Below are 23,575 nucleotides of genomic sequence, written 5' to 3' on the forward strand. Positions count from 1 at the left end.
TCAATAAACGATATACAATATATGCGGCATTTGCTTTTTTCACATCCTTCAAACCTTCACATAAAATAAAGTTAAAAAGGATGAGAAAAATGCCTATATCCCTGCCTGCGGAAATACAAACACTCGTGATTGGAAATGATTCAAATCAAACCGTTTATTATCCGCATGTTTCCCTGAAAGATAACCACAACCTGCAGCATACGATTAATCGGGACATCATCCAGAAAACACAGCAATTAATTGATCAGCAAGCCGCAGATGCACCGTCATCACTTGTAGAAATGCTGGGGTATTATGAAATTAAAAACAATCAGCGGGACGTACTGAGCTTTACATTTTCCAACTATGCATATCATTATCAGGCTGCCCATGGCATGACCTATATCAATTCCTTAACCTATGACCTGCAGGAACAAAAATCCTGTACATTGGAGGATTTATTTAACCCGAACAGCAATTATACAGAAAGACTCTCACAATTAATCCGCGAACAAATAAAGCAACGGGACATCCCGGTAATAAATGAATTCACGGAAATCGCTCCCAATCAAGATTACTACGTTGCAGACAAAACCCTTGTCATTTATTTTCAGCTATATGAACTGGCCCCGTATGCCTTTGGTTTCCCAATGTTTCCTATTTCCGTTTATGCCATTCAGGATATCATTGATGAAGAAGGCCCACTTGGCAGACTGGCGGAGAATAATTAAGGCAAAGCAAGATCCTGCCTGACTTCCCTTTCAATTGTGCTTAAACAGATTTAACAGTGTGTAATCACTTGGAATCCAGGTTGTTAAGTAATTCCCTGAAACGAAAGGGGCTGGGACAAAACAATTTTAGTAAACAGAAATCCGAACATCCTTATATTCTGTGCTTAAAACCCGCTCCGGAAATATACTTCGCTTTCACCATTGGCACAAGTGCGACATCCGTTCAAACTCCCTTTGGTCGTTTTCTCGGTGTCTTCTTTGCCGCGGGCGGCTGATAAGCCTCCTCGTGCTGACTCGTCTTTAGGGGTCTTACCGATGCCTTTGCTCCCGCTGGAGTCTACGTATATTTCCGGAGCTAATATGGTAGATTATGTCTTTTCAATGCTTACCCAGAGTTCTGTCCCAGCCTCGTCATTTCTTATGGGAAGAGGGATGTATTCAGGTCATATTGACACTAATCCTAAAAGCTCTAAGGCAATGTTAATTTAGGATAGTAATCAAAGTAAGTTATTTGTAGAAGAGGATGCTCCGATAACAGCATTTTACACTAATCCAGCTGGATGATGTAAGAAGTTATCTCCTTTATGATATTTTTCCCTGCACTGACAAAGTTGAATACGTTACAAAAAGCGTAAACCTTGTTGTTTTCAAACTTAAAGGTACCGTTGGCAGAGGCCGTTTTGCCATGTGTAATAATGTTATGGATATTCAATTCCATGACAGATGAACTCATGCTTTTTTCCAGTACTTCAATAGCTTGTTCCCGGCCCTGAACTGTAATGTCATTGACGATATCCCACCTGATATCTTCCTTTGTATATTCATTTATGAAGGGAATATCTTTGACGGCCAAAGCAATGAGAAGATCTTTTAAAACTTTTTTCTTCGGGGCATTTCCACAATCCGACGGGCTGATTACTTTTATGCCTTTTTCTTCACCGTATACTTTCTTCAACTATTCCAACCCCTTTTTTGTTAATAACATTCTCTCTTCAACAAACCTCTTCAGCGCGCGGCACCTTCATACATATTATGTTACAGGCAGGAGACCAGGCAATTGTTTGGTGAAAAAAGTATTACACGAGCTTTCACTGGTTGGTACTTACGCTTTACAAGGAAACTGCTCAAAAAGAACTAATTGCTGTTATCAGACTGTACAGGCCCAGTGCAAAGCACACAATAACAATCAGGGAACCCGCCACATTCATTTTTACTGAATTGACGTATTCTCCGAGCAGTTTTTTGTTATTCATAATCAACATAAGGATAAAGGCAATCCCCGGTAAAAGAAGGCCGTTTAATGCCTGTGCAAACAGCAGCACTTCCAGTGGTTCAAAATTTAAAGTAAAAGATAATATCCCGATGATTATGACGGCACTGAACACCAACTTAAAGCGCCAGTTCGCCATGCCGTTTTCCCATTTCAACACACTGCTTGTCGTAATAGCAGCCCCAAGTGCGGAGGCTGTCATGGAAGAAAAACCGGCGGAAAAAATACCGATTGCCAGGAAATTTTCCGCCCAGCTTCCCAATAAAGGTTCCAGCTGCAGCGCAAGATCCGCCACTGTCTCCACTTCAATGCCTCTCATTAATGTACCGGATGTAATAAGTATAGATGCTGAAATCAACCCGCCCATTCCAATGGAAACGAATATATCCCGGCGCGACTCCTTTAAATCGGATGGCTGGCTCCATTTTTCCTGCACCGTTCCGGAATGAATAAATAAGTTATAGGGCACCACCGTAGTCCCGATTAATGCAATAATCGTAATGATGGAACCTGCAGGCATTGAAGGTACGAAGGCACCGGTGAAAACCCCTGCAAGATCAGGTCTTGCCATAACCATTGTAGTAATGAACACAATGCTCATTACAATCACAAGGACAATCATCACTTTTTCAATTAATTTGTAACTGCCGCTCAAACCCAGCAGCAGTACAACAACACCGACAATAGGACCAATCACGTCGATGGACCACCCAGTAATGGTATTGATTCCGAGGGAAGTTCCGTTCATATCTCCGCTCATATAAGCAGCACATCCAATAAAGATGGAAGCAATCACAAAGACCGACACCGTATTTTTCAGGACAGGGTGTGCAAATTGGTCACGGACGGCTGCTCCCAGTCCCTTTCGGCCAATAATACCAAGCCTTGCCGTCATGATCTGCAGCACCATAGTGGTAATTACAGAAAATACAAGTGCCCATAAGAGTGCATACCCAAATGATGCGCCTGCTTCTGTTGCTGTCGTAATCGTTCCGGGACCCACAAAGGACGCTGAAATAATGGCCCCCGGTCCAATAGCCTTCAGTTTTTCAATGAATGAAGTTTCTTTTGCTCTATCTTGTGTTGAATTGGCCAACTAAATACCTCCAGATCAATGTTCTTTGGTATATAACTAACATAATTGAACATTCCCCTGAGGATATTTTTTAAACAGTTGGCAATGGGGGATATTCCATAATACGGTTATCCATTCATGCTATTAGAAATCCGCTTCACACTCCGATAACACATTTCATTTATATATTGCCGCCATGGAGCGCATGATGGAGCTTGCGAACTTCTTCCGCCAATTCGGGAACCGGACCGTCTACTGCAGTATCTCGAATTACATCCTGGATGGGCAGATTTCTGACGCGCGCTGGGGGTACCCCCACTTCGCTGAGCCAATCTGCCAACTGTTCAGACGAACTTGCATAAACAATCCGTCCTAAACCGGCCCAGCCATGAGCCGCAGCACACATGGGACAATGTTCTCCCGAAGTATATACGGTTGCATTGCTTCTTGCTTCAGGCGGCATATTATTTGCCGCCCAGCGCGCTATCGCAAATTCCGGGTGCTGTGTATGATCCCCGCCTGCCACGTGATTATGATCTTCGAAAAGAACCTCGCCATCGGCCGAGACAAGTACTGAACCAAAAGGCTCGTCTCCTTTTTTCAGCGCCATTTTTGCCAGTTCAACACAACGCCTCAGGTGCTTTATATCATTCTCATTCACCATTTGTGAATCCTCCTTTATATGATTAAGATGATCAATTAAGAAATCGGCTGACATATTCTTTGTCATTATTCCAGCCCTTTGTAATAAGAATACCATATGACATATTTATATTTTGCCATGATATTACAGGTTCTCATAATGGAAGAATTACGTATACTTCAATTATATACATTTATTTAATTATGAATAATACATAAATTTGGCAAATTTTTAAATAAAGGGGATAGAATGTGTTATAATCTTTTTAATGGGAATAAATTTAATTTTGTGCTAACACAGAAAGTCAGGATTTATTTACGTTACAGGCTTGTTTTTATGGCGGGAAAAAAGGGGGATCAAAATGAGTATCAGTATAGGAGAGAGAATAAGACACTTAAGAATATACAGGAAGATGTCACAATCCGAGTTAGTGGAGGGAATATGTTCCGTTGCATATTTAAGCAAAATAGAAAACGGAAAAGCAAAACCCTCTAATCAATTCCTGGAAAAGGTTTCCGTAAAACTGAATATCGAGTTTGAAATGCTGAAAAACCAGAATGATGATGGTTTTCAGGAAGAAATAGAAACCATATTATTTAAGATGGAAGAACAAAGTAAGGCGCTTTCCCAAGAGGAGGAGTCCTTACTGAAAATGGCATTGCTGGAGTTCATTCCAACCCAGTTATTAGTAAGAGTTTTTACTACGCTGTTCAAAGAACTAGTAGAAAAAAAATCAATGATTGAAGCAAATAAGCTTTATGATTCCTACTATAAAAAGTTGATGAATGAAACGGAAGATCTGGAAGTGGAAAGTCAATCCGAACAAAAGAATTATCTGGCGCTTCATAATGTATTGGGTAAATATTTTTATGTTCAGCAGAATTTCAATCAATCCGACTATCACTATTCCATTTCCGAAACGTTAATCAGTGACAGTAAAGATATCGAGAGTGCTAAGTTATATTACAATATCAGCCTAGTAAAACAGCGGATTTTAGAAGATAAAACATTGGCTCTTTTCTATTCCAAAAGGTCTTATGAGATCTTTCGAAGGGAAAATGATTTGGATAACCTGGTTAGAGTATTGATAACGATGGGAGTACAATACCACTTACTTTCAAAATACGATTTCTCACTTAAGTCTCTTAGAGAAGCCCAAAAGCATTTGGAAGAATTCCAATCAAAAAGCAGACAGGTATTTTTGCCAATGATCACATATAACATGGGCAGGGTTTATCAAAAACTGGAAGAATATGAAGAAGCAATATTATATTATAATAAAAGCCTTGCCTGCACCGAAAGTGAGGTTCAAAAATGCTATATTTTAAAAGGGATGCTGGAAATCAGGCTAAAGAAGAAAGAATGGCCAACTGTTAAGAAACTATTAGATGAGACCTTTACCTTGGTCAATAAAAACAAATTAACCCACATGGAAATTGAATTACATTCAATTAAATCCAAGGTTTTTAAAAACAGGGGAGACCATTTCAACTATGAAAAAACTATAAAGTATGCTATAGAATGCGCTGTATCAGAGGGTTATACTCCTTTGATCAAAGAAATGGCTGAGGAATTGGCCGATTACTACTTTGAATTAAGACTTTATAAAAAATCCTCGGAGTATTATTTTCTTGCCCTGAGTAATTCTTGAATTAAACACAGACTGAGTCAATTGTTCAGGTTCTATTCAAGAAAGCGGGCCTTGCCTCCCCTATTGTTAATTCTTTTCATCCTTAAGTTCACTCACCTTAGACAAATATTCTTTAAACTACTTCAAGTATTGGAGCAGCGTCCATATCTTCAGTAACGTTCTTGTTTAAACAGATATGTCCGTTAAGGTAGGTTAATATATTTTCTTTCTTCAGATCGTTTAAAATCCTCGTTACAGTAGTGCGGGTGGAAAGAACCAGGCTGGCCAGCTGCTCATGTGTAAATAATTCTTTAATAATAAAACTGTTATTCCCATGACTTTCACCATACTCCTGAACTAAAAAGCTGAATAAGGATATTAATCTGTCCCTCACAAACTTTTGCCGTTTAATAAGATTTAAAGTTTCTCCTCTCATTAAGGTCGCTGTTACTTTGTTCAATAAGAAGTATTTTTCTTCTATACTATTAACCGGGCTCCATTTGTAAATGAAAAAATGTGTGTCTTTCCTGTTCGTCCTCAATTCGTAAACACTTTCAAAATTTACATTTGGCGATCGTATAGCGTCATCAGGTTTCAATACATTTATCAGTATTTCTTCTCCATCGCTATGTAATTCCCATAGCTGAGCAGTCCCTTCACTTAAATAATAAATATACTCTGTCTCTATATTAATTATTTGGCCGTCTGACAGTTTCATTTCCCTATACTCGCTAATCATAACTTCACCCCTGCATTTCTTATGACCCAGCTAAGTAAGCTAAGCTTGAATTTTTCATTTAGTAAGGGAAAGTTAATCTCTTCTGTATAGTCAAGCAGGGTGTATTCGCCGTGGATGTTTCCATGCAGATCAAGTAAATGATTCAATGTATCTGCATGATTAAGGTCCACCCTATGATTTCCCGATTCATGTAAATAACCGATAATTAAAGAAGTGCTGATATTTGCCTCACTTCTGGCTTTGTCTATTTTATTAAAAAAGTTTTTATGATCTTCTGCCCCGAACAAGTAAATAAATCGGTTGTTGACACTGTCTAAAACATAAACCCCTCTACTTTCCATTCGGTTAATTGTATTATCTCCAAGTGAAATAATAATGGGTATGCAGCCATCTGAAGCGGTGCTCCTCAATAACTCATACATTATTTGACCCAAAACATCTTTATCAATTATATGAAAGTTGTTTTGCAGACCTTCATAATCATGTTCAATATCTTTAAGAATCAAACAGGGAATGGAAACTGGGTATTTATTAGATGCATTCTCAGTTAACTGGTTAAATATCATTTGATAATTTGAGTTTCTCATAAAATCACTTCACCAGCAGGATTTTCATCAAATGGTCCCGGCTGTAATTCATCTGATGCCATTTCCGTTACAGCCCCTCCTCCAAAACACAATCCGCAAAGCAATACAATTAAAGCAACTCTTTTCATTTTAACCTCTCCTTTGATTTGTTGTTAATTTAATTGTATCCGCGGGCAATGGTTAAATAGAAGAGGTTAAATTTTGCGATATTAAAAGCAAATAAAACCATAATTAAATTAAAAATTTAACTGAATCTGCTATTGCCCAAAGGCAGATGCATCTTTAAAAAATTACCTGTACAAATGGAAATGGCGAACCAATAACTACATTAATGGCTCACCACTTATTGTCTTCTTATCGTGATTGCAGGCATTCCTGATATCTGCAGCAACCATTCGCTCACCCTTTTTATATTACTCTATTCTCCTTTTAATGTGGATCCGAACTTCACTGCATAATCATTTAAGGCATATGTTGGATAAGTTAACCTGGAGACGACATAATTCATGTAGAATCTATCTGTATTGGTTAACCTCAAGAGTAACAGTTTTTTATATAATGCATTCATAATCCATCTGTTTGCGATTAACACCTCATCATAAAGAAAATAGCGATTCATGTTTTCTTCAGAGAATGTTACTTTATGCCTTTTAGAGGCATGTTTTACTTTTTCATCAATATGTTTGCGCTTAAAGGGCATATAAAAGTTCAACTCTTTACCTTTTATAAGTGGTCTTATTTTATGAAAGAAACTCATTAAATTCTCAGTTAAACGGCTTGGTGATAGGTCGAAGTCAAATAACCCCTCTTCCAAATCACGCTCATAATTGAGTTGAAATTGCTTTTCAATACGTTCTTTATCCTGTTTATTTAAGCGATGGATAAAGGCAATATAATGGGAAAGGTGACAGTTATAGGCACTTTTCTCTGTAGATTCAGGTGATTCATATAGCTCCAGCATCTTATGAAATTTCATCATTTCTTCAATAACTGGGTATAATGAATTGTCATTGAAATATGAGCTGCAATAATAGGAATCGAATATATGGTTTGTTTCCCGGAATAGCTCATCTTCTATATCTTTTTCAAAAATGGACGCTTCAGCATTTACTGTCACTTTGCCTTTATAAATTGGTTTAAATGGATCGGATCTCCTCAATATCCTTGCTGTTGATTTATACCTTTGTATAAATTCATTCTCATCATAATGTATGAATGAATCGGAGACGCCTTCCTCCAACTCATTGACCACCAATGGTAAAGTCTCATCATCCAACGCCCCTCTGAGGTGAAGGTGATAGCCATTTTCCCATCCCTTATCGACCATAAATTTGTAGTCGGAAACAAGTTTTATTATTGTATTTTTCAATTTTTCCGAAGGCTCCACTGCAAAGCATTTAATACTATAATTAGTCATAATTAACCCATCCTTCTTAGATTATAATTAATATTTGAAAAAACGAATCGCATAAACTGATTAACTTCTTCTTCTAACTCTCTTTTAAATGGAAAATGTCTATTCATGGCCATGTGAATAATGCTGCGAACTAAATAAAAAAGTTCATCCCTGCTTAAATTTTCCTGGTTTTTCATTAAATGATAAACCCTATTGGATAAACGGTTATATTGGGTTAATGGTAAATGGGAATCCCTCTTATAATCCTGCAGCGCCTGTAATGCGATGTCACGATACTCATTACGGCGTTTTGCAAATGGCTTAACGTATGTGGAGTCCTTTTCAATCTTTTCCAGATAATCGTAAAGCAGATCAAGATCATTGCCCAGCAATCCAAGCAACATATAACTCGAGAGGTATAACGCTCTTCCGGTCTCATTATAATCTGCATAAAGTTCTTTAAAAGTCTCCATTGAATTTGTCTCCGCAGCAAATAATTTATATACTGTTTTATAAATTTCTTTGCCTCCATACCTGTTAATCTCGGGATAAAATAATGTTTTTTTGAAGTCATATAAGTCCCCGGAAACAAGCATAGAAGATAACTTTTCTTCTAACTCAAGATCTTTTTTGCTGTCTTTTCTGTAGCGCAAACGAATATGTTCTTTGTTACGTTCATCAATAAAATTTACTAAAAACATATCTTCTAAAGATAAATCCCTGCTTACATTTAAAATAGCTTTTTCGACTTTTTCTCTTTTGCCATTCCTGTAATACAGAAGGTAAGAACTAACGTTTAGATCAAGTTTATCTGAAAAGTCCTTTGATACCTCCAGGGTTTTTTTCACATGATTATATCCATGTTTTTCACCTTCAAATTCCTTATGTCCCGAAGAGTAAATCCAATCACTCACTTCATTTTCAACATTTTCCAGCTCCGGTGCTTCCATCAATGTCAGTGTATACGCTTGCCCTTCATTTCGTTTGCAGGTCTCAAGAAAGCTGATTGCTGTATTATTGTCCGTTGGAATGGGCAAACTCCTGTCCCCTTCCAATAAATATATATATTTATATCTGTCTAACTTATATTTTTGGATCAGTTCATTGATTTTATGGGTTCTTTCTTCTTCCGTACTTTCCTTTGGAAACTTTATATTTATTCTCGCCGGTGACAGAATAAAATCTTCGTATTCTATCCGGGGTATAAATTCCAAGTATGAAAATTTCTCGGCAGGAAAGTTACTGGGATATTCAAAACAATACATATAAAATTCATTTAAAAAAATTAAAGCAGGGTGCTCATTAAAATTCCTGTAATTAAATAAATGCGTAGCTACCGGATAAACAACTTCATCCTTATGAATCATATGAAGCCGGCTGCCATGTGCTATTATATCGATTTCATTTAAAGGGACCCTATCCATTGAATGCTCAGTTTGACCCATGCAGTCAATAAATATATCCGACTCACTTTTATGCGTTAATCCAACGTCTTTAAAATAATTGCTAACATAATTAATTTCAGCGTACTTAAATTGATTTACTGATTTCTCTTCTCTTTCAGGCAAAGAAAAACGGCCTGTAAACGAGTTACGGGGATGTGAAAAAGCATTGGGGGGTAAGATAAACTGCTCTTTATATGGCACCATTTTACAATCATATGAAATGGGAATTCTGCGTTCTCCCTCTTCCCCGTAAATATCTCTCATATTTTTATAGTCAGTTGAAGTCAGTGTAAGAACTCCTTCATTATCTGCTGAGCTGCTTTGCATCATTCTATTTAAAATATATTGTTCTATTTCCTTGCTCTTTTTATCTCTTTGCAAAGACTGCGGAAGACCAATACCTTCATCTTCGTCAATCATTTGCAGTAAAGGCACTCTGGTATAAGACCCATACTTTCCGGCAAAAGAATTATAATATCTATCCCAGTCAAATGTATGAAGCTTATCGAAATAATTCATGATTTCCAATGAATCATCGGCATTAACCTGATCTATCACATTTTGTTCCTCATCCATCGCATCATATATATATAAATCAACAATGAGATAGGATGAACTCTTGCACAGTGAGGACATTTTATGAATTAAATCTTTATACAAATCAATGCCTTCTCCAATGTCTGCATTTCTGTACATTTCCAAAGCATGCTGTATGTCTTCCAGAGCCGATACGAATTCCCGGCTGCCGCTGAAAATTCGTTTTAACCTCTCCATAAAAGCATCAGAATCCCGGTTAATGGAAGGGCTTGATAGCTCAGTTTTTATGATATCTGCTGTAATTAGCTTCTGTATAACCCCCAAAATTAATTGCTGATCTTGATGCTCGCCAAACTTTTTTAGAATTTCGTTTACAGAAACAGGCTTTCTTAAAATTTCAAACAGCATATTCAAAAATTTGGTATCTTCAAAGTAAATATAGGATGTATTATTAGACATATATTTCTCTAACACATATTGTTGGTCTTTTTTATACAATCTCGGATTTATCACTAATTTCACATCGGATGAGGATTTCAATATGGAGTTTTCTACTTTTTTAATAAGTTCTTGTTCCCATTCCAAAGAGATTTCCACTTTTTTTATTTGTTTTTTTTCATTATCAGCCTGATTTAACGTAATACCTGAATTTAGACGGCTGGGTTGGGGCCTTGCTGCCATCCTTAATAAATACTTTACCAGTGCCTTTTTCGTTTTCTTATCAATTTTTTTACCATTGTCTATGATTTTTTTTAATTTATTATACAAGGATTTACTATTAAGTAATATTCTTTCCTGAAATTTTGGATCGCGGATAATTTCATTTAAATAAGGTTCTTCATCTTCAGTAAATAACCGCTTAACTACTTCGAATTCAATGGCAGTTTTACGTTTAATCATCTTTCCTCCTCCTCACATTTGTTATTGATACATGCTGGTTTCAGACATTTGTGTTTAAAACCAGCATGTATCATGGACTGCTGCAAATATTAATAGAAACATTCGTTAAGGCTTTGTGATAATAATGATGGATGCTACTCCAGATGCTTCCATCTCTTGCATAGCAGTAGAGGACTCTACATTGTAATCTTCAAGATCTACCTTGACATCATTTGATGTGACAACTTTTTTCATGAAAATGCCTCCTTTTTAATTTTTTAGTCAGAATATAAACTTGCTTTACAGCTTTACGGCTTTGTAATAATAATGATGGATGCTACTCCGGATGCTTCCATCTCCTGCATGGCAGTAGATGATTCTACATTGTAATCCTCCAGGTCTACCTTAACGTCATTGGATGTAACTACTTTTTTCATGAAAATGCCTCCTTTTTAATTTTTTAGTCAGAATATAAACTTGCTTTGCAGCTTTACGGCTTTGTAATAATAATGATGGATGCTACTCCAGATGCTTCCATCTCCTGCATGGCAGTAGATGATTCTACATTGTAATCCTCCAGGTCTACCTTAACGTCATTGGATGTAACTACTTTTTTCATGAAAAATGCCTCCTTTTTAATTTTTTAGGTTTGGATATAAGCATTTACGGCCGAGTGATAACGATGATTGACATTACTCCGGATGCTTCCATCTCTTGCATAGCTGTAGATGATTCTACATTGTAATCTTCCAGGTCCACCTGGACATCATTTGATGTAACGATTTCTTCCATGAGATTTGCCTCCTTTCTAATTCTTTGAATGGATATAAACTTATACGGCGTTTACGGCCGAGTGATAACGATGATTGACATTACTCCGGATGCTTCCATCTCCTGCATAGCAGTAGATGATTCTACATTGTAATCTTCCAGATCCACCTGGACATCATTTGATGTTACGATTTCTTCCATGAGATTTGCCTCCTTTCTAATTCTTTGAATTGATATAAATTTGTACGGCGTTTACGGCCGAGTGATAACGATAATTGACATTACTCCGGATGCTTCCATCTCCTGCATAGCAGTAGATGATTCTACATTGTAATCTTCCAGATCCACCTGGACATCATTTGATGTTACGATTTCTTCCATGAGATTTGCCTCCTTTCTAATTCTTTGAATGGATATAAACTTATACGGCGTTTACGGCCGAGTGATAACGATGATTGACATTACTCCGGATGCTTCCATCTCCTGCATAGCTGTAGATGATTCCACATTGTAATCTTCCAGGTCCACCTGGACATCATTTGATGTAACGATTTCTTCCATGAGGTATACCTCCCTTCCTGCTCTCTTTAGTTTTGTTATTTTAAGAATATATTGTTTTTGTTTTCCGTGATGTATTTTAAAATACATTAAACGAAAATTTTGATTTGAAAGTTATCAAAGCACAGAGGAAACCGCTAAATTGAACGCAATGGAATAGGTGGAAACCCGGCATGGAGCAAAGGAGCATCATCTGTTCAGCAACGGACAAGCCGAGCAAACCAAATTGATATGAAAAAAACATGTTTTTTTATAGGAGCAGAAATGAGCAGGATACAATAGCCGATTTTTAGTGGGATTGAATCTTGACTTATTATAGTGGAGGAGGAGGTCGGGAGCTGGATTTTTCATGCCAGGTAAATCAGCGCTGCTGCGCAAAGCTGGACCTTTAACTGACCATTTCTCTCGGAAGAAGGTAGAGATAAAGGAAAACAACTTCCTTTATAAGGGGTATACTGACGTTGGCCGCAAAGTCCGTGTTTAGTCGGTCTTCCATTACGGAGCTGATGTTGACTTATGTACAGAGGTAAAAAAAGCCGGCTGACCACCGGGCATTGCAGCAGGGCGTACAAAAAAGTCTGCAGTCTTTCCTCTCTCGATAAATACGTTGTCTTTTCTTTTAACCAACAATTCAAGGTAACCGGATCCGCTTCTCAGCTGAAATTTTATTTTTTTTCACAAACAAAAAAAGGGTTCCGATCATCTCAAATCAATGATCGGAACCCTTTTTACATTATTCCGGTTATAACCCGTATAGGATTTGAACCTATGTCTTCGCCTGAAAAGGGCGACGTCTTAAGCCGCTTGACCAACGGGTTACTAATTATACTAACAAAAAAATTATAGTTTTACAAGTTTTATTTTCTGGAACTTACCGATTATTTTGTTTAATTTAATGAAACAGCTATTATCAGATACAATCCCGGTTATTATTATATAGATCTTTCTATTACGCTTCCGCCCTGCGCTTATTAAACAGGTTTACATGATCGATTCCGGGCAATTTGCGTAAAACAGAACTGCTTAACCAATAAACACTGAAGACCACCATCGCTATACTGCAGATCATAACTGCAAGCACCGGTGTAAATGTTTCTCCCAGAAAACCGCCGATCAGAGAACCCAAGGGCATACCTAAAGCTGCCGCACTCGTTAACAAAGTGACTACCCTGCCGATATATACGGTTTCCACCTGTTTCTGTATGGATGAAAATACAAGCAGATTCAATATCCCGATTGAGATGGCCCCTATACTAAATAATATGATGGACGGGATAAGCGGCAAAGTGGCTGTGCCCATCCACATAACACCAGTTCCGAAAAATGCTGTGATAATTAATTTTCCAAAATTTATTTGTTTCAGTCTTGGAGATAAAATCGTTCCGATCATGGTTCCCACCGACATGGCCGCAAGATAAAAGCCGTATGCAGCTTCAACGCCATTCCCTTTCATAAGCGCAAATGCAGGCAAATTGGTGGTCATGATCACCATGGCAATGTTGATAAAGACGATAGAAAGAATCATTTTAGGAATTAATGAACTCTTAACATAGTTTAGACCTGCCTTAAGGTCCAGAAAGTAAACATGTGAGGCGGAGCGGACAGACTCCGATTTTTCTTTGTTCACCTCAGGCTGTTTGAAGTTAAAAAATGCATAGGAAACAGTTACTAATAATATACAGACCGCAGTAATGGAAATAGCCGGAATCGTACCAATAAATGTAATGATAATACCTGCCCCTGCAATAAATACGATATCCATCGCTTCGCGGATTGTTTGTAAATAGGAGTTTGCTTCAATTACATTCTCTTCTCCTACAATGATTGGCAGTATAGTTGATTCGATGGGGTACGTATACTGCGTAAATAAAGCAACAATGAATAATAAACCAATAACATACCAAACATGCAGTCCGATCGTGTAATTTAATAATGGGATCGTAAATAAAATACCCGCTTTTATAAGGTTGCTGTAAACCAGACCATTTTTATATTTGGCATAGTTCGCAAGTGGCGCAACTAGAAAAGACAAGGTACCAGCCAGTGATATGGCGAAAAACGCAAATCCGGAATAAAGTACGCTTCCACTTAAATGTAAAACCAGCAGCATGCCGGCAACTAAATAAATTCCACTTCCAATTGCGTTAATAAAAACACCTGTCATCAGGATTAAAAAGTTCCTCTCTTTCATAAATGGTTTTAATTTTTTCCTCATTTTTTTCCTCCTCCTTTTGTTTTTGGATTAGAAATTTTAAAGATCCAAGTAACACCAGATTGATCTGCAGTTTTTAATAATCGGAAATATTTTAAACTATTCCGGCTGCGCCTGAGTCATTCGTTTCCAAGACAATGATTAATGCCTTCGAAATCTTTAGTATTAGAAAATAGCTTCATGTTCTCCAATAGCTCTTTTCCCTTATTATCTAAATATGTGTCCACTTGAGTTAATTCATTTACAGCGTCGTTTAATTCACCCATATATTGGAATTGCTTTTTAACATCACCCGTCATATAGTACAAATGCATAATGCCAATGGAGACAATGGCAGCATGAAATGATTTATCCAATGGTCTGTGAACACCCCGAATAACCGACTTAACTTGTACTTCATTGGAGTTAAAGAGATTGTGAATCATATCTTCCAAAAAAATACTGAGATGAATAAATTCATGGTATATAGATTCGGCGTAATCAACAATTTCCCAGGATTCATTGGGGTTTAAGAATATAATTCCTAAATGTGTTGGTGTTGTAGCGCTGGAAAAATCGCCGGATTTGGAAAAAATTATAGTCCCGACCAATTTATAAATTAATGTATACAGATTTGGATTTAAATGCTTTAGTAAATCCAATGCCTTATTGATTTTCTCTTTAATTTCCAAATTATCTTTATGAGAGTATAAATCAGCGGTTTTTTCGTTTGATAAGTAATGTAAAATATCATGATTGGAATTTTCCTCTATAGTTATATATTCTTTTGAAGTTGGTATAGCGTTATTTTGAAGTTTGTTTAATGCGGCCAGATAATTTTCTCGTTTAACCTCGGGGTCTAAAATCCTGTTTTCATAAAAATGTGCTAAAAATTCATCTATATTAGCTTCTATATTTTCTTTGTTAAGAACAGACAAATTAAATTTTACTTTCGTCATTTCCATTGGAATCTTCTCCTTTAAATAGAATTGGGGTTGGGACAAAACAATTTTAGTAAACAGAAACCCGAACATCCTTATACTCTGCGCTTAAAACCCGCTCCGGAAATATACTACGCTTTCCGCGGGCGGCTGGTAAGCCTCCTCGTGCTAACGCACTGTGGGGTCTTACCGATGCCTTTGCTCCCGCAGGAGTCTACGTATATTTCCGGAGCTAATATGGTGGATTGTTCGTCTTTTCTATGCTTACTCAGTGTTCTGTCCAGCCTCTTAGCATCATTGTACTAACTGAGCTGTTAAGCTAACTATTACTGTTGTTCATTTTCTTTGTTACCGATTGGTTTGATTCCGATAAATGGATCCATCTTATTTACGTTAAAAAATGAATCAATATTGCTGTTGGTTTTCTTCATGATTACCAACTCCTTCCTGATTCTTTTGATTGATTGTCTTAAGGATATAATCTTTTCATTTTTTACGTTGTATTCTAAAATACATTAAACAAAATTTTGTTTTTAATCATTATTTCCATCCCAATTAAACGTACAGTAAAAAGAAGCGGGAGGGGTGGTAAACGCTATAGAATGGGTGAATACTTGGCACACAAAAAAAGGCCTCGATGTAAAATCAGTAATCGGAGCCCTTTTTAAGCTTTTTGCTATATTTAAATTTATATCTCTATAATCAAATTCCAGCTCATGGCCTCCTTTTCACTACGCCTCCGCTTTTTGTTTGTTAAACAGGTTCACATTTTCAATATCAGGCAACTTGCGCAGCACCGCACTGCTTAACCAATACATGCTGAAGATCATCATGGACACACTGCAGATTATAACTGCGAGGACCGGTGTAAATGCTTCACCTAAAAAGCCGCCAATTAAAGCGCCCAGAGGCATTCCCATGGCTGCTGCACTTGTTAACAAGGTGACTACCCTGCCTATAAACGCTGTTTCCACCTGTTTCTGTATGGAGGAAAACACGAGCAGATTCAAGATCCCAATCGAGATGGCACCGATACTGAATAATATAATGGACGGGATTAATGGCAGCATGGCAGTACCCATCCACATCACACCTGTGCCAAAGAACGCAATGATAATTAATTTGCCAAAGTCTATTTGCTTTATTCTTGGCGTGATCATCGTTCCAATCATTACACCTACTGAAATGGAAGCCAGGTAAAAGCCATATGCCGCCTCGACCCCATTCCCTTTGATAAGAGAGAATGCAGGTAAATTTGTGGTCATGATCACCATGGCAACGTTAATAAAGATGATGGAAAATATCATTTTAGGAATCAGTGATCCTTTGATGTACCGAAAACCTGCTTTCAGGTCCAGAAAATAAACATGGGAAGCTCCCTTGACAGACTCCGATTTATCCTTATTCACATCAGGCTGGTCAAAATTGAAGCATGCGTAAGAAATCGCTACTAGTAATATACAGACTGCAGTAATGGTAAGAGCGGGAATCGTCCCAATAAGGGTGATGATAATACCTGCTGCTGCAATAAATACAATATCCATTGCTTCACGAACGGTTTGCAAATAGGAGTTAGCTTCAATCACATTTTCTTCTCCTACAATAACCGGCAGAATGGTGGATTCAATCGGGTACGTATATTGGGTAAATAAAGCGGTGATAAACAGCAAACTGATGACATACCAAACACCTAATCCGACCGTGTAGTGCAATAACGGGATTGTAAACAAAATAATCGATTTGATCAGATTGCTGTAAACCAATCCATTTTTATATTTGGCATAATTCGCGAGGGGCGCAATTAAGAAAGATAATGTTCCAGCTAACGATATGGCAAAGAACGCAAATCCGGAATAGAGAACGCTTCCACTTAAATTTAACACAAGCAGCATTCCTGCCACAGAATAAATACCATTACCGATTCCATTGATAAAAACACCTGACATTAAAATTAAAAAGTTTCTTTCCTTCATAAATGGCTTTAGTTTTTTCTTCATTTTTCTTCCTCCTTCTCATTTTGTTTTCCAATTAGAAATTCTACCGAATACGGAAATTGTGCTTCATTATCCTTTTCTTTATAAGATAAGTGTCCATATTTATAGAAAAGATCTTCCAAATCTTTACTTAACTGATTGACAAGTTTTTCGGACAGATAAATCTTTGTTGATCCGCCGTCCACCTGTCCCGCCGGTGACTCCTGCTCCGGGTTTCTAAAGGAAATGGCTTTGGATCTGTAATACTTTTCTATAATTCCTTTCTCTGTGTTTACACTGTCAACCTTCAGAATAGCGTGTTTAACAAGCTGTTGAATATGATAGTAAACCGTCCCGGGGTTTTTCCCCAACAAATCAGCAGTTTGTTTAGGCGTCATTGGCTTTTCGTAAAGTAACGCGATGATCCTTGAACGTAATGGGTTGGAGATGGCTTTTTGCTGCTCCCAATTAATTTCCATTATAGTCACCTCTTTGTTATTTTATACTTACAAATTGATTTGGATTTACAAATTGAATTAAATTAACTATACAATTTAACATTGTAAATGTCAATGGTTTTTTAACTATTTTTTACTTTTTATAAAACTTAATGATTTTAAGTGGTTTTGAATTAGAGCCATATCAGCATGTAATATAGTCAATTTTCAATATGGCAGAGGCTGGAAGGGTCTGATTATTATAACTTGTCTAATATTATGTAGTGCTATAAAATGAAAGGTAAAACATTTACAGCGTTAATTTAAATAATGGCCGTCACTGCTAATACTGTTCTGTAGAGTACACAAGGAGGGAAAAGGATGGAGATTAAAGACCTGATCATTTTTCAAAGCGTTGCCCGTAATGGAAGTATCAGTAAAGCTGCAGATGAACTAAATTACGTGCAGTCACATATTACTGCCCGAATTAAGTCATTGGAATTAAGTTTAAAAACACAATTATTTGATCGCCACAGCAGGGGAACAACGGTAAATTCAGAAGGTAAAAGACTTTTAGTCCATTCAGAGAAAATTTTATTTGCGATAGAAGAAATGAATAAGGAATTTCAGGAATCCAGCAATCCCTCAGGTACTCTGGAGATTGGAACCGTGGAGACCGTTCCAAAGCTCCCAATGATTTTATCCAGCTTTCATAAAAATTACCCTAATGTAGAGCTGACACTGAAAACGGGTGTAACCAATGATTTAATACATGATATTTTAAATCACAAATTAGACGGCGCTTTTGTGACAGGATTCGGAAAGCATCCTGATATTGAGCAGATTGAGGTGTTTAAGGATAAGCTTGTTTTAATTGCAGATAACAAAAAAGTTAGTTATGACAGTCTGAAAAATAGACCAATGCTTGTTTTCAGCAGAGGATGCAGTTATCGTGCACGACTGGAAAGCTGGTTACATGACAGTGGAATCATGAATGCGAAAGTGATGGAGTTCGGAACACTGGAAACGATATTGGAAAGTGTGATAGCCGGACTTGGAATCAGTCTTGTACCGAAGTCCACTGTCCGCTATTTAAAGCTGGCCGGAGATGTTCTCTGTTACCCGGTGCCCAAAAAATATAGTGAGATATCAACTGTTTTTATCAGACAGGCCGATACTTACTTAACTAATACGATGCAGAAGTTTATCGATACCATCCATACATTAGAAAATGAAACTCCCCGGCCGTTCGTCAATCCAAATGTAGATGCTTCAGCTATTAAGGAATATTCCGTTTAAGCTGCCATATTGTACCTTCCATCATAAAAAAATTGAAAGGGGCTGGGACAAAAGTACTTTTATCAAGGTAAAATCCGAACAATAATAATTAGCCCCTATAACCCGCTCCGGAAATATACTTCGCTTTCCGCGGGGGAGTGGTGAGTCTCCTCGGGCTGAAGCCCTGTGGGGTCTCACCGATCTCCTGCTTCCCGCAGGAGTCTACGTATATTTCCTCCGCTAAATTAGATTATTGTTCGTGTTTAGAATAAATTACTTTAGATATGTCCCACCCTCTTTTTTTTTTTGATTATTTAAAGCCATCATTACGCTAAACGTAACGATATCAGTTTTACAGATGGAAGAATATCACTATTAGCTATTTTACGTGATGACAGGCAGATTTTATACTAGGGATAGATTCACATTATTATACAATTTTCAAACAAAAAGACGGGAGGAATATTTTTGGCTGCTAATAAGGCTGTAGTCTATAGGGAACCTGGGGTAGTAGATGTGGACGACATCGGTTATCCGGAGCTTATTTTAAGAGACGGACCCGGAGTTAATCCTTTGAACGTCGGCAGGAAATGTGAACATGGCGTTATCTTAAAAGTAATTACTACGAACATATGCGGAAGTGACCAACACATGGTCCGCGGCAGAACGACTGCTCCATCAGGACTTGTTCTTGGTCATGAAATTACAGGTGAAGTTATTGAAACGGGGCGGGATGTAGAATTTATTAAAAAAGGGGATCTTGTTTCGGTTCCATTTAACATTGCTTGCGGCCGCTGCAGAAATTGCAGGCAGCAGGATACACACATTTGTGAGAATGTGAATCCCGATCGACCCGGATCTGCTTATGGATATGTGGATATGGGCGGATGGGTTGGCGGCCAATCCGAATATGTCATGGTGCCTTATGCAGATTTTCAACTATTGAAGTTTCCGGATAAGGATCAGGCCATGGAAAAAATATTGGATTTAACCATGCTATCTGATATTTTCCCGACAGGATATCACGGTGCCATAAGTGCGGGTGTGAAAACAGGCTCAACTGTGTATGTAGCAGGCGCAGGTCCGGTTGGATTGGCAGCAGCCCACTCAGCGCAACTATTGGGGGCTTCTGTAGTCATCGTTGGAGATTTAATTGAAGAACGGCTGGCCCAGGCAAGGAGCTTTGGTTGTGAGACAGTAAATTTAAGAGAACATAGTAATCTGTCAGAACAATTGGAACAAATTTTAGGAACTCCGGAAGTGGATTGTGCCATTGATGCAGTTGGTTTTGAGGCAAGTGGTCACGGAAAGGATGCCGAAGAAGCCCCGGCTACCGTGTTAAACTCCATCATGGACGCTACCCGTGCCGGCGGACGATTAGGCATTCCAGGACTTTATGTAACAGGGGATCCCGGTGCCAAAGATAAGGATGCACAGGAGGGGTCTTTAAAAATCCGATTTGGTTTAGGTTTTGCCAAGGCACATACATTTGTAACCGGGCAGACACCAGTAATGAGATATCACAGGGACCTGATGAACGCTATTTTAAGTGATAGAGCACAGATTGCCAAAGCAGTTAATGCAACGGTAATCTCACTTGACGAAGCGCCGGCAGGATATAAGGAGTTTGACGGCGGTGTGGCCAAGAAGTTTGTCATTGATCCGCACGGGGCTCTGCGGTAGTTAAATGCATATATAGCAGAGGGGGCACCCCAAACTTTTATCAAAATTCTTTGAATGAAATAGAGTAACTGAAAAGTAAAGGAGGAATACAACACATGACCATAATGAATCTTGAATTGGCAAAACAGCTTATTGAAGGTGCCGAGAAAAAAGCAGCAGAACTTGGAATACAGATGGTTATATCAGTTGTGGATGAAGGCGGAAATCTGATCGCTGTACATCGTATGGATGATGCATGGTTAGCGAGCATTGACATCGCACAAAATAAAGCATGGACTTCGGTTGCATTAAAAATGCCGACATCAAATTTAGCGGAAGCAACTGTTCCGCACGCTGAACTATATGGGCTGAACACAACGAATAATGGGCGGTTAGTTCTCTTTGGCGGAGGCATCCCCTTAGTTGAAAATGATAAAGTAATTGGCGCTGTCGGCGCGAGTGGAAGTGCTGTTGAGGATGACATTCAAGTTGCACAGGCAGCGGTTGATGTTTTCGAGAAAATAAAATAGGGTGAGCGGTCGGAGTGTTTGTCCCGCTTGAAAGGGGCAAACACTCCGATTATTTTGACTTACCCCAACACCATTCTTGCCTACGCTGTAATCGCTAATATTAAAGTTGCTGCTGGCAAATGCAGCGGAAAGTGCAAAAAGCTTTATTTTATACATTGGTATGTGTCAACATAGATCTAAAGCAGAAAGGGTGCATGTAATGAAAGCCATTGTTGTCAACGAATCCGGCAATATAGAAGACTTTAAAGAAATAGAAGCAGATAAACCAGAAGTAAATGCAGATGTTATATTGATTGAAGTCCGGGCGGTTGCCATTAACCCGGTAGACAGTGCGATACGAGAAGGACGGATGGGGTTTAAGCTGGAGTCACCCATGATCTTAGGGACGGACATCTCTGGTGTGGTTGCTGAAACAGGAGAAAATGTTACGGATTTTTCCGTGGGTGATGAAGTATTTACTTCATATAAGGTCAATCGCGGCGGCGGACTGGCCGAATATGCAGCGATTCCCCAAAAATATGTGCTGAAAAAGCCGGAAAAAGTTTCTTTTGAAGAGATTGCAGCCCTGGGTATCGCAGCACTTACTGCATATCAGCTGGTGAATAAAGAATCCTACCAGGTACAAGAGGGAGAAACCGTATTTGCACAGGGGGGTTCCGGTGGTGTAGGAACGTACACCGTGCAGTTTGCCAAACAGAATGGAGCACATGTCATTGCGACAACGAGCAGAAATGAAGAACTGCTTCAATCCCTTGGGGCAGATGAAGTTGTTAATTATAAGAAGGAAGATGCTGCAAAAGTTTATGCCAATAAAGCTGATATGTTAATTGATACAGTCGGCCGGGGTACGGAAACTCTGCCTGTCGTCGTTGAAGGCGGCCGGGCATTAACACCCGCAGCTCCTATTTCAGAAGATAAAGCTGTAGAAAGAAATATTACGGTGGACCGATTGGTTTATCAAATAAATACAGACCAATTAAATAAATTCGCAAATCAAGTAGAACGCGGCGACCTGAAAGTGGTTATTGATGAAGTTTTCCCGCTTACCCAGGAGGGCGTACAGCAGGCTTATCAATTAAGTGTGTCCGGACATGCAGCTGGAAAAATTGTGCTAAAAGCTGAATAAACAGCGATGGGAGATAATGATAAATTGATGGCGGCAATTTTTTTAAAAAAGAGATAAAGAGCAAGGCATCAATTTACATGGTAATGAAGCCTTGGAACAATCGGACAACTGCACGAAAAAGAAATATCAGCAATAATGTTAAACAGGCCTCAGGTCACCCGGGTCTGTTTTGTATGATTTATTAAGTGATGCCGCTTCACCGTGCCCAGTAACTCCGGTAAGTTCCAGACGGCTATCATTCATCCGCAATTGCTCTATGCTTAGTCTGTTTATGTACATTCTGCCATTTTTTGTAAAAATGGCTTTAAATTATCTTCAAATGGTCTAAGGTCATTTTCAATAAAGTTATGGATTGCCTTTTTATTGTTTTCTAAAAAAATTACATCCTTAAATTCCGGCTGTTCCCCTTTACTAACCAATGTTTCGGCAAATTTCTTATAAATTTCCTTTAACTCGCTTTGCAGGATGTTCAGTTTTACATGAAACAAGATGGAAAAGAAATCATAGGTGCCACCACTTTTTACATACACGGGTGTACACCTTTCTACATGATGAGGCGCCACTCCCAGCTCTTCCTGCATTTCCCGCAGTACACTCCGCTCCATATCAAAATAATTGCCATTTAAATCCTCCCGGCTTAAGCCTCCACCTGCACACTGCAGTCTTCCCGGATATGCCGTGTGGTCAGCCATTTCACCAAACACAAATACGGCATCCTGTGTTTCTGCCAAGCCAGCCCCGAAAACAATCCTGCATCCTTCTTCATCTTTCATATGGTTTCTGACCGTATGTAAATAATGCGCATAATCCGTCTGCTTTAACAGGAACCGGAACGCATCTTCATCTTCCGTTACAGCATCCACATGAAAAGCCTCCCCGCGGTGAAAGGAGCCATCCCGGTTTACTTCCTCCCAAAACGCCTCAATCTCCCGCTTTCTTTTGGATGATAATTGAACCACATTGTGCGTGAAATGTACTTCCACTTTTTTTGTAATTGGTGTTAAATTTATCGGCTTCAAATTTACGTGTCCTTTCCGGTAGCTTATTTGTATAGAAAAATGATTTCTTTCAAGCATGAATGTATTTATCCTGTTCATAGAAACCATTTCTTTCTAAGCATCGATATCCATTGCAAATCCTTTAACAGAATAATCATTTACATGTGCTTGCAGGTCTTATTATACATGAGAACTTGGC

General features: G+C 38.4%; 26 protein-coding genes and 1 tRNA gene. 6 read left to right on the forward strand and 21 right to left on the reverse strand.

Features of this window, described 5'->3' with window-relative positions; all coding sequences use genetic code 11:
• Positions 1-89: 89 nt before the first annotated feature.
• On the forward strand, positions 90-710 hold the full coding sequence (locus tag GHD25_RS15815) for a DUF3298 and DUF4163 domain-containing protein (RefSeq protein ID WP_164218609.1): 621 nt from the start codon (positions 90-92) through the stop codon (positions 708-710).
• A 547-nt stretch (positions 711-1,257) separates the two neighbouring features.
• Here the strand turns inward: GHD25_RS15815 and GHD25_RS15820 are convergent.
• From GHD25_RS15820 to GHD25_RS15830, 3 genes are all read right to left on the reverse strand, one after another.
• Entirely contained in the window at positions 1,258-1,665 is a 408-nt protein-coding gene (locus GHD25_RS15820; protein ID WP_164218611.1) for a nuclear transport factor 2 family protein, read from the reverse strand.
• Positions 1,666-1,834: 169 nt separating this feature from the next.
• Positions 1,835-3,076: an Nramp family divalent metal transporter gene (locus GHD25_RS15825; protein ID WP_164218613.1), complete on the reverse strand. Its 1,242-nt coding sequence runs from the start codon at positions 3,074-3,076 to the stop codon at positions 1,835-1,837.
• A 160-nt stretch (positions 3,077-3,236) separates the two neighbouring features.
• On the reverse strand, positions 3,237-3,719 hold the full coding sequence (locus tag GHD25_RS15830; RefSeq protein WP_164218615.1) for a nucleoside deaminase: 483 nt from the start codon (positions 3,717-3,719) through the stop codon (positions 3,237-3,239).
• Between the two features lie 340 nt (positions 3,720-4,059).
• Between GHD25_RS15830 and GHD25_RS15835 the strand changes: the two genes are divergently transcribed.
• Positions 4,060-5,349 carry a helix-turn-helix transcriptional regulator gene (locus GHD25_RS15835; RefSeq protein ID WP_164218617.1) on the forward strand — a complete coding sequence of 430 codons (1,290 nt, stop codon included), beginning with the start codon at positions 4,060-4,062 and terminating at the stop codon, positions 5,347-5,349.
• Between the two features lie 112 nt (positions 5,350-5,461).
• Here GHD25_RS15835 and GHD25_RS15840 read toward each other — a convergent pair whose 3' ends face one another.
• The 17 genes from GHD25_RS15840 to GHD25_RS15880 form a co-directional block, all read right to left on the reverse strand.
• Complete coding sequence (locus GHD25_RS15840) at positions 5,462-6,067, reverse strand: Crp/Fnr family transcriptional regulator (protein WP_164218619.1); 606 nt, start codon at positions 6,065-6,067, stop codon at positions 5,462-5,464.
• Positions 6,064-6,573, reverse strand: coding sequence for a hypothetical protein (locus GHD25_RS15845; RefSeq protein ID WP_164218621.1), 510 nt, complete (start codon positions 6,571-6,573; stop codon positions 6,064-6,066). The genes GHD25_RS15840 and GHD25_RS15845 overlap by 4 nt, the downstream gene beginning before the upstream one ends.
• A gap of 77 nt (positions 6,574-6,650) precedes the next feature.
• A complete protein-coding gene (locus GHD25_RS20215) occupies positions 6,651-6,782 on the reverse strand; it encodes a hypothetical protein (RefSeq protein ID WP_276207842.1) in 132 nt (43 codons plus the stop codon).
• Positions 6,783-7,072: 290 nt separating this feature from the next.
• On the reverse strand, positions 7,073-8,071 hold the full coding sequence (locus GHD25_RS15850) for a hypothetical protein (RefSeq protein WP_164218623.1): 999 nt from the start codon (positions 8,069-8,071) through the stop codon (positions 7,073-7,075).
• Positions 8,072-8,073: 2 nt separating this feature from the next.
• Positions 8,074-10,932, reverse strand: coding sequence for a thiopeptide-type bacteriocin biosynthesis protein (locus tag GHD25_RS15855; protein ID WP_164218625.1), 2,859 nt, complete (start codon positions 10,930-10,932; stop codon positions 8,074-8,076).
• A 105-nt stretch (positions 10,933-11,037) separates the two neighbouring features.
• Positions 11,038-11,166 (reverse strand): hypothetical protein, encoded by a 129-nt coding sequence (locus GHD25_RS20220; protein ID WP_276207843.1) that lies wholly within the window; start codon positions 11,164-11,166, stop codon positions 11,038-11,040.
• A 53-nt stretch (positions 11,167-11,219) separates the two neighbouring features.
• Positions 11,220-11,348, reverse strand: coding sequence for a hypothetical protein (locus GHD25_RS20225; RefSeq protein ID WP_276207843.1), 129 nt, complete (start codon positions 11,346-11,348; stop codon positions 11,220-11,222).
• 53 nt (positions 11,349-11,401) lie between these two features.
• Entirely contained in the window at positions 11,402-11,530 is a 129-nt protein-coding gene (locus GHD25_RS20230) for a hypothetical protein (RefSeq protein ID WP_276207843.1), read from the reverse strand.
• A gap of 44 nt (positions 11,531-11,574) precedes the next feature.
• Positions 11,575-11,703 (reverse strand): hypothetical protein, encoded by a 129-nt coding sequence (locus GHD25_RS20235; protein WP_276207844.1) that lies wholly within the window; start codon positions 11,701-11,703, stop codon positions 11,575-11,577.
• A 51-nt stretch (positions 11,704-11,754) separates the two neighbouring features.
• The gene (locus GHD25_RS20240) at positions 11,755-11,883 is read right to left on the reverse strand and encodes a hypothetical protein (protein ID WP_276207844.1); all 129 of its coding nucleotides are present in this window, start codon (positions 11,881-11,883) and stop codon (positions 11,755-11,757) included.
• Between the two features lie 51 nt (positions 11,884-11,934).
• Entirely contained in the window at positions 11,935-12,063 is a 129-nt protein-coding gene (locus tag GHD25_RS20245) for a hypothetical protein (RefSeq protein WP_276207844.1), read from the reverse strand.
• A gap of 51 nt (positions 12,064-12,114) precedes the next feature.
• Positions 12,115-12,243 carry a hypothetical protein gene (locus GHD25_RS20250; protein WP_276207844.1) on the reverse strand — a complete coding sequence of 43 codons (129 nt, stop codon included), beginning with the start codon at positions 12,241-12,243 and terminating at the stop codon, positions 12,115-12,117.
• 742 nt (positions 12,244-12,985) lie between these two features.
• A tRNA-Lys gene (locus tag GHD25_RS15860) sits at positions 12,986-13,058 on the reverse strand.
• A gap of 131 nt (positions 13,059-13,189) precedes the next feature.
• Positions 13,190-14,455, reverse strand: a complete 1,266-nt coding sequence (locus GHD25_RS15865) for an MFS transporter (RefSeq protein WP_164218627.1) — start codon at positions 14,453-14,455, stop codon at positions 13,190-13,192.
• A gap of 116 nt (positions 14,456-14,571) precedes the next feature.
• Entirely contained in the window at positions 14,572-15,396 is an 825-nt protein-coding gene (locus tag GHD25_RS15870) for an aKG-HExxH-type peptide beta-hydroxylase (protein WP_164218629.1), read from the reverse strand.
• Positions 15,397-16,103: 707 nt separating this feature from the next.
• Positions 16,104-17,369 (reverse strand): MFS transporter, encoded by a 1,266-nt coding sequence (locus GHD25_RS15875; protein ID WP_164218631.1) that lies wholly within the window; start codon positions 17,367-17,369, stop codon positions 16,104-16,106.
• Positions 17,366-17,824 carry an ArsR/SmtB family transcription factor gene (locus GHD25_RS15880; protein WP_164218633.1) on the reverse strand — a complete coding sequence of 153 codons (459 nt, stop codon included), beginning with the start codon at positions 17,822-17,824 and terminating at the stop codon, positions 17,366-17,368. The genes GHD25_RS15875 and GHD25_RS15880 overlap by 4 nt, the downstream gene beginning before the upstream one ends.
• Positions 17,825-18,163: 339 nt before the next feature.
• Here GHD25_RS15880 and GHD25_RS15885 point away from each other — a divergent pair, with 339 nt between their 5' ends.
• From GHD25_RS15885 to GHD25_RS15900, 4 genes are all read left to right on the forward strand, one after another.
• The gene (locus GHD25_RS15885) at positions 18,164-19,081 is read left to right on the forward strand and encodes a LysR family transcriptional regulator (protein ID WP_164218635.1); all 918 of its coding nucleotides are present in this window, start codon (positions 18,164-18,166) and stop codon (positions 19,079-19,081) included.
• A gap of 411 nt (positions 19,082-19,492) precedes the next feature.
• Positions 19,493-20,743, forward strand: a complete 1,251-nt coding sequence (gene fdhA, locus GHD25_RS15890) for a formaldehyde dehydrogenase, glutathione-independent (protein ID WP_205601375.1) — start codon at positions 19,493-19,495, stop codon at positions 20,741-20,743.
• 95 nt (positions 20,744-20,838) lie between these two features.
• A complete protein-coding gene (locus GHD25_RS15895; protein WP_164218639.1) occupies positions 20,839-21,252 on the forward strand; it encodes a GlcG/HbpS family heme-binding protein in 414 nt (137 codons plus the stop codon).
• A gap of 199 nt (positions 21,253-21,451) precedes the next feature.
• Positions 21,452-22,378: an NADP-dependent oxidoreductase gene (locus GHD25_RS15900; RefSeq protein WP_164218641.1), complete on the forward strand. Its 927-nt coding sequence runs from the start codon at positions 21,452-21,454 to the stop codon at positions 22,376-22,378.
• Positions 22,379-22,647: 269 nt separating this feature from the next.
• Here GHD25_RS15900 and GHD25_RS15905 read toward each other — a convergent pair whose 3' ends face one another.
• Complete coding sequence (locus GHD25_RS15905) at positions 22,648-23,475, reverse strand: hypothetical protein (protein WP_164218643.1); 828 nt, start codon at positions 23,473-23,475, stop codon at positions 22,648-22,650.
• Between the last annotated feature and the right edge of the window lie 100 nt (positions 23,476-23,575).

This window comes from Virgibacillus aidingensis, assembly GCF_010994035.1.
GTDB lineage: Bacteria > Bacillota > Bacilli > Bacillales > Amphibacillaceae > Virgibacillus_N.